Source organism: Paenibacillus sp. A3M_27_13, assembly GCF_024213315.1.
GTDB classification, from domain to species: domain Bacteria; phylum Bacillota; class Bacilli; order Paenibacillales; family Paenibacillaceae; genus Paenibacillus; species Paenibacillus polymyxa_B.
Window position 1 is genome coordinate 603,497 of sequence record NZ_JANAVE010000003.1, and the last position, 18,836, is coordinate 622,332.

Genomic DNA, 18,836 nt, shown 5'->3' on the forward strand with positions numbered 1-18,836 from the left:
ACACGCGCGGAACAAAACCGTTTGAATACATTGAAGATGGGAGCTATTATCCAAATGTTTTTAAGTAATAAGAAACAGAGTGAAGTGAAAGTTAATGGCAGAGGAATCGCTAAAAGATGGGCCGTGTTAACACTGGCAGGGGTATTATGGATCGGTCCGGTTGCTGGAACTGGGGCTCTAATCCCCTTGAATGGTTGGATGTCTGCTCCAATCGCAAGTGCAGCCTCTGGTTCAACTGTAAAATTGGGCGAAGAGATCATTACTTCGGGTGCAACATTATTGAAATATCGTTTTAAAGGTTCCAAAGGAACAGCGCTGGCTGATATCATTCGAGTGGACTTGCAAAATCCGTACGTTAAGCTGGATGTCATGACGGGGAAGAATGGACAGTTTACGACCCGTCAGAGCACAGGTGGCATGGCAAAAGAGACCGGGGCGGTTGCTGGTGTAAACGGGGATTATTTTAATACTTCCAGCGAGGGAGCGCCGATCGGTGGACAAGTATCCAAGGGTGTGTTGATGTCTACTCCGTCTGATTTAACGGGTATGTATGCCTTTGCTGTAACCAAGGATGGTTCTCCGATGGTGGAGCAGTTTACTTTTGAAGGTACAGTGAAAGCTGGAGATGGGTCGTCCTTCTCTTTGGCGGGGATGAACAAGGCTTCGTATTCCCCTGAGACGAGTGGGGGCAACTATAGTCACTCTAATGCTATGTATATTTATACATCTGCTTGGAAAGCAATTGAGCGCCCCAAAAACAGTTCGACAACGCCCACCGAGATCTTGGTACAAAATGGTGTAGTTACACAAGTCTCCGACAATGCTACGTTGAATATGACCGTTCCGCAGGATGGCTATATTTTACGTACTCATGGTAAAGCCGCTGATTATGCCAAAGCGCATCTGACCGTGGGACAAACCGTAGAAACGAGTTATCATCTTCGTGTTAAATCGACAGGGAGTGAAGTAGATCCTTCTAACCTTCAGATGATGATTGGTGGACATACCATATTAGTAAATGACGGTCAGAAAACCTCTTTTTCTCGGAGCACAACAAGCATAGGCGGGACGCGTGCGCGTACAGCTCTGGGATACTCTCGTGACAAGCGTTACGCTTATGTCATTGCTGTTGAGAAGAATGGGAATAGCGTTGGTGTATCCCTGAGCGAGCTGCAAACGCTGATGAAAGATATTGGCGTCTGGAAGGGTATGAACCTTGACGGGGGCGGCTCTACCACCATGGTGACTCGTGATTTGGGAGATACGACAGCGGGGCTTACGTTCAATACAGAATATGGCACAGAGCAACGTAGTATTGTAAATGGAGTAGGGGTATATACCAATGCTCCTAAAGGAACGCTCAAAGGCTTCACCATCAAGGGCAATAAAACGCTGCTGATTGGACAGACCGGAAGCTATTCCTTCAAAGGGTATGACAACTACTACAATCCATTTGATACCTCGAAAGTACAAGTGACGTGGAAATCCAGCAATCCGGCTGTTGTGTCAGTGAGCGGCGGCGTTGTAAAGGGAGCCAAACCGGGAACTGCTACTTTAACGGCATCTAGTGGCTCAGCCAGCGCTACAACAAAGGTCACGGTGCTTGGAGCAGATGAAATTTCATCACTTACCGCAGGCACTGGAACTGGCTCGCTTACCGCTGGAGCTAAAATCGCTGTACCGGTAACGGCAAAGACAAAAGATGGACAGAGTGTCAGCATTACGTCAGATGCGCTCAAATGGGAGTTCATCGGCTTTAAGGGCAGTGTCAAGGACAATCAGCTTACAGTAAATACGGTGGATGCAGGCGTGAAAACGGGCTATGCCATCGGTCGCTATGATGGTTTCAGCGCTGTCGTCTTCCTGTCTGCTGGCGGAGCAAGTACAAACAACTGGGAGAACTTCGAAAATGTTTCGTATCCGGTTGATTTTACTTCGAATGTGGAAGGTGTTACTGGCACGGCGGCTGTTGTACAAGGAGATGGCGACCATGCCAATTCCAAAGTGCTAGAGCTGAACTACGATATGACGAACGGCAGTGGTAAAATGTATGCTTACGCTCAATTGAACGGCACATCCGGGAAAACGCTTGAACAGGCGGCTACTTCCATCTCGATTGATGTCAGAGGGGATAAGAGTCTGAACTGGCTGCGCGCAGAGCTAGAGGATGCTCAAGGCAAAACAGCATATATTGATCTCGCTAAAGTGATCGACTGGAACGGCTGGAAAACCATTAACGCAGATATGAGCGGTTTGAATATTTCGTATCCGGCGAAGCTGAAGCGTCTTTATGTGGTCAATGTGGCAGAGGGTCAGGACGAGCGCGCTAAAACAGGCAATGTTGCTTTTGATAATATTTCTTTTAATACACCGGGAACGGTCGGTACAGAAGGACTCAAAAAAGGAACAGCTCAAATGACGATCGGGCAAAAATCAATGACGGTGAACGGAACGCCGACCACGATTGATGCCGCTCCGATGACTCGCGATGGTTCAACGTATGTTCCGATCAAGTATGTACTGGACGCATTTGGCGGACAAGCCAAATGGAATGCGGGCGATCAGCGGATCACCATTATGCGTGGCGGTGTGCTGATGGATTTGACCGTAGGGAAAAAAGAAGTTGTTCTGAACGGGAAACGTCAAAGCACTGATGTTGCACCCATAGTGCTAGGAGGCAGGACTTTAGTCCCATTGAGACTCGTGTCTGAGCAGTTAGGAATGACTGTAAAATGGGAACAAGAAACGAAGACCATCACCCTCCAGTCATGATATGGTATGATATATACTTGAAATGCTAGGATTGGAGTAGAACATTTGTGGACTTTCAAGCCGATATCATAGACCGAGTCATTAAAAATGCCATCCAGGTGATGGAGAACAGCAAATATCAGATGTTCGAAATATTGGACACGGCCCGGACCGAGCTGGTCACGTTAAATCAGGAGCTCCAGAGCGTCTTGAAGGAAACAGCAGAAACGATCGAAAAGGTGGACCAGCTGGAAATGAACTATCGGCGGTCCCGCATTCGGTTGACTGAGGTCAGCCGTGACTTCGTTCGCTATTCGGAAGAGGATATCAAGCAGGCTTATGAGAAGGCGACACAGCTTCAACTCGATGTGATGATTTTCCGCGAGAAGGAAATGTATCTCAAAGCCAGAAGAGATGATCTTCAAAAGCGGGCCAAAAGTGTCGAGGCTTCTGTCGAGCGCGCTGAAACTATCGGTTCGCAGATGGGGGTCGTGCTGGAATATTTGTCGGGCGAATTGGGACAAGTGACGCGGATCATCGAATCGGCCAAAAATCGGCAGTTTATTGGTCTGAAAATTATTTTGGCTCAGGAAGAGGAGCGCAAACGTATATCCCGTGAAATTCACGATGGACCTGCGCAGCTCCTTGCACATCTAGTGCTTAGGACGGAAATTGTGGAAAGAATGATCGCCAAGCAGGAATTTAAGATGGTTCAGGACGAAATAGTAGACTTGAAGAAACAGGTTCGCTCCAGTCTTGAGGAAATGCGAAAGGTCATTTTCAATTTGCGTCCTATGGCCCTGGATGACCTGGGACTTATTCCGACGCTCCGGAAATATGTGCAGGATTTTGAAGAAAAAACGAAAATTAGATCGCTTTTTGAAACAAGGGGCAAGGAACACCGTCTCTCTTCCGCGATGGAAGCAGCCATTTACCGTCTAATCCAGGAAGCTTTGACCAACGCTGCCAAGCATGCTTATCCTACCTATGTGCTTGTTGAGATTACCTATCAGGCGCAGCTTGTAAAAATCGTGGTGCAGGATAATGGTTTGGGCTTTAAGCCAGAGCTTTTCCAGCAAAAAAGCAAAGATCATGGGCATTTTGGTCTGATTGGTATGCGGGAAAGGGTTGAACTGCTCGAGGGGAGAATGGAGATCGAATCAGCTGAGAATCAAGGCACCAAGATAGTGATTCATATCCCAACCAACGTGGAAAAGGGAAAGGAGTAACAACATGGAAAATCAGGAAATTAGCAATGCACCCATTAAAGTTCTCTTAGCGGACGATCATCAGTTGTTCCGTGAAGGACTTAAACGTATTTTGAATATGGAGGACGACATTGAGGTCATCGGAGAATGTGGCGATGGTATTCAAGTGTTGGAATTCTGTAACGTAGAGAAACCAGATATTGTTCTGATGGACATTAATATGCCAATTGAAAATGGTGTAGAGGCAACCGAAAAACTGCGTGAGATGTTCCCGGATGTCAAAGTTATCATTTTATCCATTCATGATGATGAAAGCTATGTATTTGAGACGTTGCGCAAGGGAGCCAATGGTTATCTGTTAAAAGATATGGAGGCCGAGTCCCTCATTAATGCAATTCGTTCGGTTCATGAAGGATATGCGTTTATCCATCCGAAGGTAACGGGTAAGCTCATTCAGCAGCTTCGCCGGATGACCTACCTGAATGAAACAGGGGCTATGGCTGAAGGTCATACCAAGGAAGCCGGCGTGAAGTTTGTCGCAGGTGAAAATAATCCATTGACCCGTCGTGAAGCTGAAGTGCTGCGTCTGATGGCTGAAGGTAAGAGCAACAAGATGATCGGTGAATATTTATTCATTAGTGAGAAAACGGTCAAAAACCATGTCAGCAGCATTCTGCAAAAAATGGAGGTTGATGACCGTACACAAGCAGTTATTAACTCAATCAAATATGGATGGGTTACGCTGTAAAGTGTAGTTTTCCATGCATTAGACGATGCAGCTGCTAATAGATATGAATGCTGTACCGCCTTTCTTTTGGAGCGATATGTCCGCTCATACGGAAACCCAGTACATAACCGTGACACCTCTTCCTGTTATACGGCATATATTGTCGCTATAGGAGGAGGTGGAACCCTCGTGACGGCTCACTTGGTTTGGATATTGCTTATATACGGTGTGGGAGCCGCAGTCGTTCATCTTATGTATATACGACAGGCGGTTCAGGCTTATCACAATGGTGAAGATTCACGCGCAATATCTCCGGGTCATCGTGCGACTCGCTATATTGTGATTACGTCCAATGACGGAGATCGTGTGGAATGGGTGATGCGTTCGCTGAACATACTTGCCTGGCTACACCGGAGGCCGCTACATGTGACAGTACTGGATGATGAATCTATGGACGATACGCTACCGATTCTGACACGGTTAGTGCGCTATAGTCATATGGATGTTTCAGTCATTTCAAGTCGTTTTTCACCGGGGAACCCGGTCTTACCGAAGTCAGGCGGTGAAAAGCAGGTTGTTATTGATCTTAGAACGGTCAAGTCGTTGGCGGACGCCCCACTTGTTCCTTAGCGACAGGGGATTGTGGACATCGTGGTCAAAATCGGATATAAATGTTTATAAACAGTTGCATAGGCAAGACGACAGGGATCTCATTGAGATCTACTTGATGTGAAGCACACTTCAGGCTATTAGCCATAGGAGTGTGCTTTTTTGCTGTTCTCTGGGGTGACAAGAACCGCAAAAATCATGAATGGGAGGAGAAGGGGAAGGTGAAAATTGCAGTATATGCAGTGAAGTATAAAGGGAATTGGACTCTCCGATTATCTGTGGATATTCGAGTAGATATGACATGGTGGATGAATCAAGATGAGGGACAAGAGAATGTTGTCGAAAAATGGGTGTTATTAGGAGATGAGCTTCCCTTGTCCTGGGGGACAAAGCTGTGCGAAACATTTAAGGAATTAGCAAATATGGAGCGATGGGGAAAATGGCAGTGGTGGGCTTATATTCTCGCACAGCTAAAAAGTGAACTGGCTCCTGAGCCTTTCAACGGAGAACGGATTTTATCTGGAGGAGTAGAAAATATATGCATTTGGGATGGTGGACAAGAGTGGACTTCTCGCACAGAAAGTAGGAATAAGGGACGAGAAACAAACGGAGGTTTACGTTCTATTCAAAAAAGGAGCCTCGTCACGGGAATTGATGGATTGGATAGGGAGTGTTTAACACGACAAGCGAATGAGCTGGTTAATTTGTTGTCAGGACGCCAGTTACTCGTTCCGGAAGCCGAAGCGCTACTGGCAGAGGCAGCGCCAGGTTTGGAGCGTACTTGGCGATCCGCTGCACAGCTTGCATATCTGCAGGGCCGACTCAGTTTTGGTGCTGGCCTCGCTCCAGCACCACGTACGCGATGGCCTGCCGCGCGTACGAATGAACTCCGCTGCAACCGTTGTGGCAGCGGGATAGTGCACCGCACGAGCTGTGCGTCGTGCGGACGTAAGGCGTGCGCTTACTGCGAGACATGTCTCGCGCTCGGGCGCAGCCGTGAATGCTCGCTGCTGCTGCGCGGTGCAGCGAAACCCGCCCTGCCACACACAGCAGGCATAGCCCCGGCGACGGAACTCGACCGCTGGGGGCTGAGCCCTGCACAGCGTGCCGCCGCCGAAGCGGCGCTGCGCTTTTTGGCCGCACTGCACGGCGAAGTGCGGGGACGTTTTCGCCCGGAAGGCCGTGGGCTCCGGGCGTTGTTCCGGCGCGTCATGGTTGCGTGCCGGGGATCAGATGCTGCCTCTTCGCAGGGCAGCAACCTTGCCCGTAGCAGGCATTCTTCGCCAAAAACTGGCGAAGGTGTAAGATATAGCGCTGATCGGCAGGTACCTGATACCACGGTAGAACGTTTTCTGCTCTGGGCTGTAACAGGCGCAGGCAAGACGGAAATGATGTTTCCGCTATTGCAATATGTGTTGGACCACGGAGGAACGGCACTTGTGGCAACACCACGCCGTGATGTGGTACTGGAGTTAGCCCCTCGTTTGGCCATTGCTTTTCCCAATGTGAGCATGGTGACGCTCTATGGGGGGAGCGCAGAACGGTGGCAAAGGGGACAGCTGACCCTGGCAACGACACATCAGCTATTGCGTTATCGTCAAGCCTTTGATTTGGTTGTGATTGATGAGATAGACGCGTTCCCTTATCACAATGATCCTATGCTTGCTTTTGCTGCACGAGCAGTATGTAAGCCGAAGGGCAAGTTTATCTATTTGTCTGCTACACCACCGCAATCCTTGCAGAAAGAGGCTGCACGCGGTCTACTGCCACACGCCAAGGTTCCCGTTCGTTTTCATCGTCATCCCTTACCTGTCCCATTTCGCCTGGGGGCTGCTTCAGTGCAACATTGGCTGCAAAAAGGTCGGCTTCCCCTATCCTTTATTCAACGCCTACGCGTATCTATACAACGTGGAGCACAGGTTTTCCTGTTTGTGACACGAATCTCACATATTCAGGGACTTGTGGAGCTGCTGATTAAACAATTTCCTGATGTACCTATTGCTGGAACCTCCTCACAGGATGAAGAAAGAACCGCTAAAGTGCGCTTATTTCGAGCTACTGAAATACGAGTTCTGGTCACAACGACTATTTTGGAGCGAGGGGTGACTGTTCCACGGAGTGATGTGTATGTATTAGACGCGGACAGCAGTCTTTTTGATGAAGCCTCTCTTGTCCAAATGGCTGGTCGCGCGGGAAGGTCCAAGGATGATCCATGTGGAGGTGTTATTTTTACATCGCCCCAATGGACTCGAGGCCAAAAGAGAGCGATTAGACAAATTAAACGAATGAATGCACTGGCTCGGAAAAAAGGATACCTGAAGGAGTTGAAGCACTAAATGTATTAAATAAAAAAAAGTTTTTTTGGAAATGTGAAACCTGAAACAATGTCAGTACGTAAACTACCAAGAAAGGTGCATTCTGGTATGGGGATGATTCCAAGAACCCGTCTATTTTTGAATTGGTTATTCCAACGTCAGTCCCAAACATGTATCGCTTGCGGTACTTTCACAGGACGTTTTTCTGAATTCTCTGGGATATGTACTTCTTGTTCGCTTCAAATTCCTTGGGTTTACAACATTCGTTGTGTTCATTGCGGACGTCCGACGTTTTGCCCGGATTGCGTAAAATTTGACCGATTAGTACGTTACTTTGTATGCAATCGGAGTGCAACCAGCTATACGCCGATGATGAGAGAATGGATTGGACAGTTCAAATATCGCGGGAATGAAAAGTATGGTTCCCTGCTGGGTGAGATCATGAATCGAGCCTATCAGGCGATGAGGTATGAGTTTGCAAGTCTTAAACATTCTCGTTTCAAGAGTTCTTTGTGGAGTGTGGATGTAGTGACCTGTGTCCCGGTAAGTGAGAAGAGGCTTACAGAGCGAGGCTTCAATCAGGCTCAGATCTTGGCAGAAGAGATTGCTAGGCGGAATAAGCTCCCCTTCCTATCTTTACTTGCTCGTCCACAAGATACAGGCAAACAAAGCTTTAAATCCAAAAAGGAACGCATAAACACCATGAATAATGCGTTTTCTGTCCATCCCAATATGACAAATTTGCTGAATTCTTTTATTTTAAAAGCTGAATCTCAATGTGTTACGGAGAACAAGCTTTCCGTTACCGTTTTGCTTGTAGATGATATTTATACAACGGGGAGCACATTACAGGCGTGTGCACGTGTTTTGAGAGAAAAGGCATTAGAGCAAGGAATACATTTGGCTATTTTTTGCCTGACCTTAGCAAGATCATAAGTCTAAATCTCTAGTATTTTCCATTAAATTTTGCTTGAAACTATGAAAAAGAGGTTATAAATCTCTTGAAAGAAGGATTAATTGATAGAACAAAAGTCTTTTAAGCCGTACAATCAGCAGGATTTGACAACGAGCTAGAGAGAGGTATATAATAAAAATATAGAGACAAACAAAAAGTAAGGAAGTGAGCGATGAAAACAGAATATTTCAATTTAGAGGTTGATTTTTTTGGAAAAGAGGAGTACAATTTCTATCTGTTGATAGCTAACATGATTGGTAATAAGTGATTAGCTAATGACTAAAGAGCGGACATTGGGAGTGTCTCGCTCAGTAGTAAAGCAGTTAATTAAAATTTAAAGCTAAAAAGAGGAGAGAACAAATCATGAAAAACGTAATGAAAAAAGTAGCAGTATCTAGCATGTTGGCAGTTAGTTTAGGTGCAGTATCTTTGTTGAGTCCACTTGCAACAGGTCAAGTAATGGCGAAATCCAACGCAGATAGCAACAGGGATCATGTTGAAGAACAACTGATCATTAAACAACAAGAAGAAGCTCAAAAAGCACTTGAAGCAAAACTTTTTGGAACTGAAACGACTGAAAATGCAGCAACTACAACACCAGCTCAACCAGCTACTGAGAACAACAATCAAGCAACAACTACAAAACCAGCAACGACTACAACTGAAACACCAGCAACTGTAAATACAATCACAGTAAATGTTCAAGAGGACGACACACTGGCTTCTATTGCTGAAAAATACGGTGTAACTGTTGAAGAACTGGTTAAAATCAACAACCTGGTTAAAGTAGGCCAAGAACTGCAAGTACCGCAAACAAACACAAATAAATAATTATCATTATAAATGTATAATGAAGTGTGTTTTTTAAACCAAGCGTTTGACTATAGTATACGGGAAGGCCTCTATTAAAACAATGCTTTTTTGAATAATTATTTGTGAAATAGCTTGTTTTTTTGGGCTGCAAATTTCCATTGGTGCATCTAGCTTGATTTCAGATGAGTTATTAGTTGAGATGATGTTAGGTCCATGAGATTTATGAATACCCACACTCCATGTGCGGAGCATTCGTATGGGCGCCGTTCCCCCGGATTTACAGGGCTTTCTTGATGTCATTCGGGGCACAGGTGAACATGAATTCTTCTGAGGATTGTTTCGCCCGGTTTTTCCCTCATCTTGATATTTAATTTCTACATTTACTCATATTCATATATAGCTATTTTAATTGTATAATGAAGCGCTATTCCCGAAAATAACTGGAATGGCGCTTATTTTATTTCTATCTAAAGTATGGAGCAATGTTTGACGATAAATAGACACATGCAATAGGCTGAACTATTAGCTTCCATGAGCTTTCTTTATTTTATGTCATTGCATATTGATGCATATAGATGTAGACAAACTTTTACTGATGGATCATTCTCTCTTATACTTTTTATATGATAGCTTATAAGATGTGCAATTGTGTAAAATCTGAAAATCTTTTTTGAAATATTTGCTAGACGAGGCTCTTCATTATAAGTTAATGTAAGGATAAAAGTAATTAAAGATCGGAAATTGGAAAGGGGCGCTACAGAGGATGAATTTGGATAACTGTCCTCGCTGTGGAAAGCTGTTTATTAAGAACGTCAGGGGAATCTGTCAGAACTGTATTAAAGAAATTGAATTTGAATACGAACGCTGTGTCAAACATATACGTGAAAATAAGGGCATTCATATGCATGAGCTTTCAGAGGCTACTGAGGTATCCGTAAAGCAAATCACGACATTTATACGTGAGGGACGTATTTCCATTGCTAATGCGCCCAATATGACGTATCCTTGCGAGGTATGCGGGATACCGATTCGTGAAGGGCATATGTGCGATTCTTGTCGAACACGTCTGACTAAAGACCTGCATCAGGCTGTACGCGAAAGTAGTAATCAGGATCAAAGTAATAATATGGGCTCAGGTACCTACAGCGCGATTGATAAACTTCGTGGAAAGTAGTACAGGGGAATTAAAAACGCATTCAGCTATTCAAAAAGTTTCAAATACCGCCGATAATCTTTATAGAGCTTATCGGTTTTTTTATTTTTAGCAACCATGCACAAAATAAAGAAGTGAGGCATAATACGAACCATGTTCGACGCTATGTCGTCTGATACATTCTGACCATATCAAATAACTAAGGAAGGTGGAAGTTATGAAAATTAACGAGACCAACCGCATCGGAGCTATTAATCCATATCAGCGCAATATTGAAACAGGACGTCAAGAGGAACAAAAGAAATCCCGCCGCAAGGACGAGGTTTCCATTTCTCCGGAAGCAATGGAAATGCTGAACCGCAGCAGTGATGCAGACCGTGTTAAGAAAATTCAGGAGCTTAAGCAGCAAGTAGCTTCTGGTACTTATCGTGTGGATGCCGATAAAATTGCAGAGAAGCTGTTACCTTACTTCAAGCAGTCTTCTGAAAGCTAGGTGAAGGAATATGCCTTTAGATCGATTGATTGATGTGCTGGAGCAGCTTAGAGAGGCTCACGAGCAGTTGATTGCATTAGGAAATCAAAAAAAAGAAGCACTGATATCAAATAAGGTAGATCAGCTCATTCTAGTCATGAACCAGGAATCGAAGATGTCCAGACACATTGAACAGCTGGATGAGCGACGCCTGCAGGCAGCATATGAATTTTTGCAGGAACGTGGTATTAAGTCCAAGCTGAATCTTAATATTACGGAGTTGTCTCGTCTTGTGTTTGATGTAGAAGACAAGCAGCGCCTCCTTCACATTCAAAAAAATCTAGCGGATACGCTTGTAGAATTGAAAAAATTAAATGAGTTGAATCAACAGCTTATACAACAGGCGCTTTCCTATATTGATTTTTCTATTGAGAGTATGTCATATTATGCGGAATCTGAAGCGGTTTATCAGCGTCCAGCTGACAAAAGTACCTCTACTGTACGAGCGGGACTATTTGATACACGCGCCTAATTGAAGGAGGAAAATATGGTCTCAACATTTCATGGTATAGAAACAGCGAAAAGAAGCTTAAACACACAAACGGCAGCACTTAATACAACCGGACACAATATCTCAAATGCCAACACAGCGGGTTACTCCAGACAAGTGGTTAGTATGAAGGCCTCGGACTCTATGGAAGCCTACGGTTTGAATCGTTCCGTTGTACGAGGTCAAATGGGTACAGGGGTTGAATTCACTGCTATTGAGCGCGTCCGTCAGACGTTTTTGGACGATCAGTATCGTAATGAAAGTTCTTCTCAAGGTGGATGGGACATTCGCTATGACACACTGAACAAGCTTGAGACCATTATGAATGAGCCTTCGGATACAGGTATACGTAAGGTCATGGATAATTTCTGGGATGCATGGTCCGATCTGAGCCAAGATCCTCAGGATGTCACGAATCGTAAAATTGTAAAAGAGACTACGCTTGCTCTGACAGATGCGATGAACCAGGCTAGCAAGCAACTGGATGCACTCAGTTCTGATTTGACTAATAACGTTACATTAAAAACATCTGAGATGAATTCGTTATTGCAGTCTATAGCGGACCTGAATGGTAATATTTACAAGTTGGAACAACTTGGGGATAATCCAAATGACTTGCGTGATCAGCGGGATTATGCAGTTGATAAGTTGTCCAAGCTTGCAAATGTGCAGGTAACTCAGCTGGATAACGGTTATCAGGTAACGGTGGCAGGACAGATAGCTGTAGCGGGTACAGAGGTAACTGCTATTACGGCGGCTGGCCTTGAGGCTGCATATCAAGGTGGAACGTTAACTGGTGGCGAAGTGTACGGTATGGTTTTATCCAGAGATAAATATGTAGCAGATTACAAAACTCAGATGGATCAGCTAGCTAATACGCTGGCGAATGGTAACATTGAAATTACTTTACCTGCAGGTACAGTTCTGCCTGAGGGAACGGTACTAAATTCAGGTGTCAACAATGCAGCAGTGACTTACTCGAATGCGAATAACAACAGAACCTTGACCGCGGATTTGAAAGTAACTGTACAAGGGATTAATGGACTCCATCAGTTGGGATACACCCTTAGTGGTACGACACCACAAAAGGGCGGAGCGTTCTTTACCTCCAAAGATGGAGCTGCTATTACAGCAGGTAACATTACGCTGAATAAGGATATTCAAGATGATCCCAATAAAATTGCCAGCTCTTTGCGTGTAGATGGAACGGGAACAGCTAATGAAAAGGTAACTGTAGGTAACAATGCTTTGGCATTGTCTATGGCGAGCCTAAAAAATGTGAAGTTTGGTTTTAATACAACTCAAGCGCAAACTACCACTGTAGATGACTTCTTCAGTGCAATTGTTGGGCAATTAGGCGTCCAAACTCAGGAAGCAGAGCGACAATCGCAGAATGCACAGCTGTTGACTGAGCAAGTGGACTTGAACCGCCAATCCGTCAGCGGGGTGTCACTGGATGAAGAAATGTCGAACATGATCAAGTTTCAACATGCTTACAGTGCAGCTTCCCGGTTCATGACAACTTTTGATCAACTGTTAGACAAACTGATTAATGGTACAGGCCGCGTAGGTCTCTAGTATAATGAGAAGGTGGAGTAAGCCATGCCAATTCGAGTGACTTCAGGGATGACCAGTATGCAACTGCTCAGTAACCTGAATCGAAATAATAATAATATGGGTAAAATGGAGAATCAGATTTCGACTGGTCGTAAGTTGAATAAGCCTTCAGATGATCCAGTAGGGGTAACCTATGCGCTACGTTACAGAGCTGAGTTAGCTTCTAATGAACAATACAAGACAAACTCAGATGCGGCTGTTAGCTGGTTAGATTTCACTGATACAACCATGCAACAAGCCAGTGATGTAATGAAGCGTCTTAAAGAGCTGACAGTACAGGCTTCAAGTGAAACACTACCTCAATCCGGCTTGGATTCGATTAAACTGGAAGTTGATCAGCTAAAAGAACAAATGATGAATATTGGTAACAGCCAGCTTCGTGGGAAGTATGTTTTTAATGGACAAAATTATGATCAGATGCCGTATCAGCTATCTGCTACGGTAACAAGTTATGATCAGATTAATCCGGATCAAGCCGCGGTCAGCTATGCAGTTGGAGACCAAGATGCATTTCGGGTAAATACGTCCGGTAGCGATTTTTTTGGGAAATCGACAGATGCTGATAATGTTTTTAAGGTTATGGATGCTATATCTTCTGCACTAAGCAGCGGAAATAGTACGGCAATATCGAGCCAACTTTCAAGTATTGAATCCCGCTTTACTAAAATGCAGACCAGTTTGTCTGAAGTGGGCGCACGTACGAATCGGGTTGAACTGATACAATCCCGTTTGGAAGAGCGAAATTTGAATTTGACGACACTTCAAGCTAAAACGGAAGATGCGGATGTTGCTAGTCTGATGATTCAAGCTACATCTGCCCAAACCATTTACGAAGCCGCCCTGAAATCATCAGCTAAAATCATGCAGCCATCCCTGATGGACTTTATGAGCTGATTTTTATCTTTGACATTTATAATTTTGAAGCTATGGACGAGTGGTCCGTAGCTTTTTTGTTACTATATATAGGAGGAGTTACTTATGACCCCAAAACAGAAATTAGATGAAGAGAACCAAGATAAAAATACTAGTCTTTATGTGTTTCCGAAAGGAATACCAGGATTTGAACAACTTCGGGAATTTCAACTACAGGAGCATAATGAATTATTTAGTCTTTTCAGTGCAGTAGAGCAGCCAGCTACTATTTTTATTACCGTAAATCCATTTGATTTCTTTGAAGATTATGAATTTGAGTTATCCGATGATGCTCTAGAGGACATTGGGATTATAAGTCAGGAACAGATATCAGTACGATGTATTTGTACATGGAACAGTGATCAATCCAAAACAACAGTTAATTTGCTTGCGCCTTTAATTTTTAACATTGAACAGCAGACGGGAAAGCAAGTTGTTTTGCAAAATACGAACTATACAATTAAGCATCCCTTGTGGAATAAAATAGAGTCCAGCAAAGGCGGTGAATCCTAATGCTGGTATTAACACGTAAAAAGGGTGAATCCATTGTAATTCAGAATGATATCGTTATTACAGTTCTTTCTGTTGAAGGAGATACTGTGAAAATCGGTATTTCTGCCCCTAAGGATATCGATATTTATCGAAAAGAAGTCTTTGATGCTATTCAGCAAAATAACCAAATCGCTGTTATGGATTCGAATGCTATTCATAATGCAATGTTGGAAATGGATAAGAGAAAGTCCTGATTCGCTAATCTTAGAGGTGCACATACATTGAGGAAGGCCGACACAAGTAAAGTGTCGGTCTTTGTTTGACTAGATTTTATGCTTAATTATCTGGAACAATAATTGATATAACCATGTTCTCCACCGTTTATCGTAATATCGAAAATCTCCACTTGGGTGAGTTCGAAAGTTTGATGGGTTAAGAATAGGTGTGGACAGGTCGGACTTGGATAAAGTCATCAATGTATAAAATGTTGGTGTTAAATCGAAATAACCAAGTCGAAAACTACTAAGAAAATATTTCAAAAAAAAGCTGGAATGCTATAAACAATTCTCATCATAGGGTCGATATATATTTTAGAGCGGTAATTCTTCAGGGCGGCCGACCTGTGAAGACGCTTATACCACAAGGACGTGGGAATTAAACCATTTCAGGGAGGAAATATAAAATGATTATCAATCACAACTTACCAGCAGTAAATACACACCGTAACATGCAATTGAACAACTCAGCAGCAAGTAAAAACATGGAAAAATTGTCTTCAGGTCTGCGTATCAACCGTGCAGCTGACGATGCTGCTGGTCTCTCCATTTCCGAAAAAATGCGCGGTCAAATCCGTGGTCTGGAACAAGCACAACGTAACGTTCAAGATGGTATCTCTTTCGCACAAACAGCTGAGGGTGCAATGAACGAAGTATCCTCCATGTTGACTCGTATGAAAGAGCTGAGCGTTCAACAACTCAATGATACTTACAGCGCTGGCGATAAATCCAACATCAAAGCAGAACTTGGTCAATTGGGCGGTCAAATTGATGCAATCCTGTCCAACACTAAATTCAACGGTATTGCGATTTCCGGTGGAAGCGTTAAAATCCAAGCTGATGATAACGCGTTCGTTCTTACTATTAAAGGTATCGATTCCACTGATATCCGTGGTCTTACTTCTGCAGTAAGTTTGTCTGCTACAACTAAAGCAATTGAAAAAGTTGCTAAGCAACGTGCGAACCTGGGTGCTATGCAAAACCGTATGGAATACACTTCCAACAACTTGGGCACAACTGTAGAAAACCTGACAGCTTCCGAATCCCGTATTCGTGATACTGACATGGCAAAAGAAATGGTTACTCTGTCCAAAAACAACATCTTGCTGCAAGCTTCCCAATCTATGCTTTCACAAGCAAACTCCGCGCCACAAGGCGTATTGTCGTTGCTGCGTTAATTTTAAACGACATAAGTTTACAAAAAAAAGATCCTGTGTATTGCAGGATCTTTTTTTTGTTTTTTATTTTAGTTTTTTCATAAATATTTGCACTCATTTACCGATATATAATGTATTGGCATTTCAAATACAGAACGGTTTTATTGTGTCTAATATTATTAATGGAGGTTATTGTATGGACTCGATGATCCCCCCTAGCACTGGGAGTTTGTTGCCGATTCAGCCATCAGCAGTAATACAACGTGAAGCCCCTTCAGATGCCGAAACAAATTATTCTGCTGTACAAGATGCTGTCCAGACAGCCAATAGAAGTGGTACCGCGCAGAAACAGCAGACACATGAGGAAGCAGTTTTGGAGCTACAGAAAGCAATTGATGCTATTCAAGGCCCGCAGAAGACGTTTGAAATATCGGTACATGAAAAGACACATGCAATCATGATAAAAGTGATGAACAAGGAAACGGGAGATTTGATTCGTGAGGTACCTCCTGAGAAAATTCTGGATATAGCGGCTATGATGATGGAAATTTCTGGAATAATTATCGATAAAAAAGTATAGGGGGACATATAATTATGGTAACCAGAATAAGTGGCCTTGCCTCTGGTATGGATATTGATGCAATGGTCAAAAAGTTGATGACTGCTGAACGTGTACCGCTAGATAAGCTGAATCAACAAAAACAACTGATGGAATGGAAACGGGAAAACTATCGTGAGTCCAGTACTAAAGTTGTTTCATTTCTACAAGATAAACTAGGTACATTAAGTCGTACTGCTTCAATGAATCCGCAGAAAGTAACAGTAACGGGAAATAGTGACGCGTTGACTGCAACGGCTTCATCGTCTGCCAGTGGAGTATTGGATATCTCGGTAATAAATCTCGCTACTGCTGCAAGATCTGTTTCAGACAGCTCATGGTCTGAAAAGGCTAGTAGTGAACTGGCATTTGCCGATGGGGCAGCCCGTACGGTTCAGGTTGGTGGTGCTACCATTGATGTGGATGCAAACGAAACGATTGAATCGTTTGTCAAAAAAATTAATGAGAACAGTAAGACAGGAGTAACTGCCCTATATGATGCCAAATCCGGATTGTCATTAACAAGTAAAACCACCGGTTCCCAAGCATTCAATATTGATTCTCAAATTAGTAGTGAGTTTAAACTGTCTTCAACGAATGGAACTGATGCTCTGCTAAAGGTAAATGGACTTGAAGTCAAAAAATCCTCTAACAATTTTACCATTAATGGTATTGATATTACGCTTAAGACAGCAGGTGGTGCTGCGACAAGAATAGAAGCTACTAAAGATACGGATAAGATCGTCGAAAATATTCAAAGCTTTGTTGATGCTTATAATGATGTTCTTGCTACACTCAACAGCAAGGTTAGTGAGGAGAGATATAAAAAATACGCTCCGCTTACGACGGAACAAAAATCCGCTATGAGCGATGATGAAGTCAAGCTCTGGACAACCAAGGCCAAGAGTGGCATGCTTAGAAACGATCCTATCCTGCAGGATACATTATCTGAAATGCGTAATGCCATGATTCAAGGTGTAGATATCGGCAGAGTTGATGCAAATGGTAAGAATAAGCCATTAATGATGTCTGAACTTGGGATCACTACAGGGACGTATGATACGAAAGGCAAGCTAATTTTGGATGCAGACAAATTGCGTGCAGCGGTTGAAAAAGATCCAGATATTATCACGAATTTTTTTGGGAAACAGGATCCAAGTACCGCGCTAACCAATAAATACACACAGCAAGATGGTGTTATTGCTAAACTTAAAAAGATTTCGAATACTTCACTGCAAAGAATGGCCGATACAGCCGGTACTTCAAAAGTTAGTAAGGATCTAACTGCTTCATTTCTTTCTACGAGCACAATGGGAGAGCAATTAACGAGTCTGGACCGTCGAATTAGTGACATGACCAGCCGTCTAACGATGATTGAAACTAACTATTACAAAAAATTCACCGCCATGGAAACGGCAATAAGCAAGTATAATAATACATCTTCGAGTCTTACAGGCATGTCGTCATAAAGGAGGTTTTACAATTGATCAATACACCCTATCAGAAATACCGGCAGACTCAAGCACAAACTGCATCCAAGCCTAAACTGCTGATTATGCTGTACGATGGGGCTATTCGTTTCGTTCGTGCGGGGATTGAGGGGATAGAGAATAGGGATAACGAGAAAGCAAATAATAATTTGTGTAAAGCACAAGCTATTGTACACGAGTTGATATCTGCGTTGAATTTTGAGTATCCAATATCCCATGACTTATTGCGGGTGTATGAATATATGCTGCATGAGCTGATCGAGGCGAATGTTCACAAAATAGCCGCTCCGGCACAAGAGGTGCTGGAACATTTGACTGACCTACGGGAAGCTTGGTTGGAAGCCATGAAAATGCCTGGTGTAGTTGGTAGTGTGTAATGGCAGATCCTAATATGCAAGTACTCCTTGAAGAACTGCAACATAGGACAGAAGCAGTGTTATCTAACCTTATGAATTTAAGTGAGGAAGAGTTTGAACAGTTTGCAGATCAAAGGCAGCGCATTGTAGAACAGATGCAGTCCTTTCAGCCGTCGATAACGGAAAATAATAAGCAGAAAATTCGTGATATACTAAGTCATGATTCTGTAATTTTGCAGCGTATGCATGTACTAAAGGATGAGGCTGGCCACTGGATGGAGAAACGCGGAGCCATTCGTGTACAGCAGCATGCATACCAGCAAGCTTATTCTGTAGACAGTTTGTTTATTGATCATCGCAAATAAAAAATGCTTTATGGAGCGTAC

General features: G+C 43.5%; 19 protein-coding genes. All 19 read left to right on the top strand.

The genetic code is table 11. The annotated features are described in order from the left end of the window. Positions 1–54: 54 nt before the first annotated feature. The 19 genes from NLX82_RS15690 to NLX82_RS15780 all read left to right on the top strand — a co-directional run bounded on the left by NLX82_RS15690 (position 55) and on the right by NLX82_RS15780 (position 18,815). Positions 55–2,772: a stalk domain-containing protein gene (locus tag NLX82_RS15690; RefSeq protein ID WP_254348513.1), complete on the top strand. Its 2,718-nt coding sequence runs from the start codon at positions 55–57 to the stop codon at positions 2,770–2,772. Between the two features lie 47 nt (positions 2,773–2,819). Next, positions 2,820–3,980, top strand: a complete 1,161-nt coding sequence (locus tag NLX82_RS15695) for a sensor histidine kinase (RefSeq protein ID WP_013312293.1) — start codon at positions 2,820–2,822, stop codon at positions 3,978–3,980. Between the two features lie 4 nt (positions 3,981–3,984). Continuing rightward, positions 3,985–4,707, top strand: a complete 723-nt coding sequence (locus NLX82_RS15700; RefSeq protein WP_007432713.1) for a response regulator — start codon at positions 3,985–3,987, stop codon at positions 4,705–4,707. A gap of 168 nt (positions 4,708–4,875) precedes the next feature. Beyond that, on the top strand, positions 4,876–5,316 hold the full coding sequence (locus NLX82_RS15705; protein WP_025719114.1) for a hypothetical protein: 441 nt from the start codon (positions 4,876–4,878) through the stop codon (positions 5,314–5,316). A gap of 200 nt (positions 5,317–5,516) precedes the next feature. Further along, on the top strand, positions 5,517–7,631 hold the full coding sequence (locus NLX82_RS15710; protein ID WP_254348522.1) for an ATP-dependent helicase ComFA: 2,115 nt from the start codon (positions 5,517–5,519) through the stop codon (positions 7,629–7,631). 348 nt (positions 7,632–7,979) lie between these two features. Continuing rightward, complete coding sequence (locus NLX82_RS15715; RefSeq protein WP_023990678.1) at positions 7,980–8,546, top strand: ComF family protein; 567 nt, start codon at positions 7,980–7,982, stop codon at positions 8,544–8,546. Positions 8,547–8,928: 382 nt separating this feature from the next. After that, positions 8,929–9,396, top strand: a complete 468-nt coding sequence (locus NLX82_RS15720) for a LysM peptidoglycan-binding domain-containing protein (protein WP_075154852.1) — start codon at positions 8,929–8,931, stop codon at positions 9,394–9,396. Between the two features lie 745 nt (positions 9,397–10,141). Next, complete coding sequence (locus tag NLX82_RS15725) at positions 10,142–10,552, top strand: TIGR03826 family flagellar region protein (RefSeq protein ID WP_023990675.1); 411 nt, start codon at positions 10,142–10,144, stop codon at positions 10,550–10,552. Positions 10,553–10,748: 196 nt separating this feature from the next. Continuing rightward, the gene (flgM, locus tag NLX82_RS15730; RefSeq protein ID WP_013312286.1) at positions 10,749–11,024 is read left to right on the top strand and encodes a flagellar biosynthesis anti-sigma factor FlgM; all 276 of its coding nucleotides are present in this window, start codon (positions 10,749–10,751) and stop codon (positions 11,022–11,024) included. 10 nt (positions 11,025–11,034) lie between these two features. Then, on the top strand, positions 11,035–11,535 hold the full coding sequence (locus tag NLX82_RS15735; protein WP_068938901.1) for a flagellar protein FlgN: 501 nt from the start codon (positions 11,035–11,037) through the stop codon (positions 11,533–11,535). Between the two features lie 15 nt (positions 11,536–11,550). Next, a complete protein-coding gene (gene flgK / locus NLX82_RS15740; protein ID WP_071558139.1) occupies positions 11,551–13,131 on the top strand; it encodes a flagellar hook-associated protein FlgK in 1,581 nt (526 codons plus the stop codon). A 24-nt stretch (positions 13,132–13,155) separates the two neighbouring features. Next, positions 13,156–14,064 (top strand): flagellar hook-associated protein FlgL, encoded by a 909-nt coding sequence (gene flgL / locus NLX82_RS15745; protein WP_075154850.1) that lies wholly within the window; start codon positions 13,156–13,158, stop codon positions 14,062–14,064. 84 nt (positions 14,065–14,148) lie between these two features. Beyond that, a complete protein-coding gene (locus tag NLX82_RS15750) occupies positions 14,149–14,595 on the top strand; it encodes a flagellar assembly protein FliW (protein WP_068938899.1) in 447 nt (148 codons plus the stop codon). After that, entirely contained in the window at positions 14,595–14,828 is a 234-nt protein-coding gene (gene csrA, locus NLX82_RS15755; RefSeq protein WP_053326244.1) for a carbon storage regulator CsrA, read from the top strand. The genes NLX82_RS15750 and csrA overlap by 1 nt, the downstream gene beginning before the upstream one ends. 428 nt (positions 14,829–15,256) lie before the next feature. Further along, positions 15,257–16,027: a flagellin N-terminal helical domain-containing protein gene (locus NLX82_RS15760; RefSeq protein WP_053326243.1), complete on the top strand. Its 771-nt coding sequence runs from the start codon at positions 15,257–15,259 to the stop codon at positions 16,025–16,027. A gap of 175 nt (positions 16,028–16,202) precedes the next feature. Next, entirely contained in the window at positions 16,203–16,586 is a 384-nt protein-coding gene (locus tag NLX82_RS15765) for a flagellar protein FlaG (RefSeq protein WP_053326242.1), read from the top strand. Between the two features lie 14 nt (positions 16,587–16,600). After that, positions 16,601–18,073 carry a flagellar filament capping protein FliD gene (gene fliD, locus NLX82_RS15770; protein WP_254348529.1) on the top strand — a complete coding sequence of 491 codons (1,473 nt, stop codon included), beginning with the start codon at positions 16,601–16,603 and terminating at the stop codon, positions 18,071–18,073. A 14-nt stretch (positions 18,074–18,087) separates the two neighbouring features. Next, complete coding sequence (gene fliS / locus NLX82_RS15775) at positions 18,088–18,471, top strand: flagellar export chaperone FliS (protein WP_053326240.1); 384 nt, start codon at positions 18,088–18,090, stop codon at positions 18,469–18,471. Then, complete coding sequence (locus tag NLX82_RS15780; protein ID WP_053326239.1) at positions 18,471–18,815, top strand: hypothetical protein; 345 nt, start codon at positions 18,471–18,473, stop codon at positions 18,813–18,815. The genes fliS and NLX82_RS15780 overlap by 1 nt, the downstream gene beginning before the upstream one ends. Positions 18,816–18,836 lie beyond the last annotated feature (21 nt).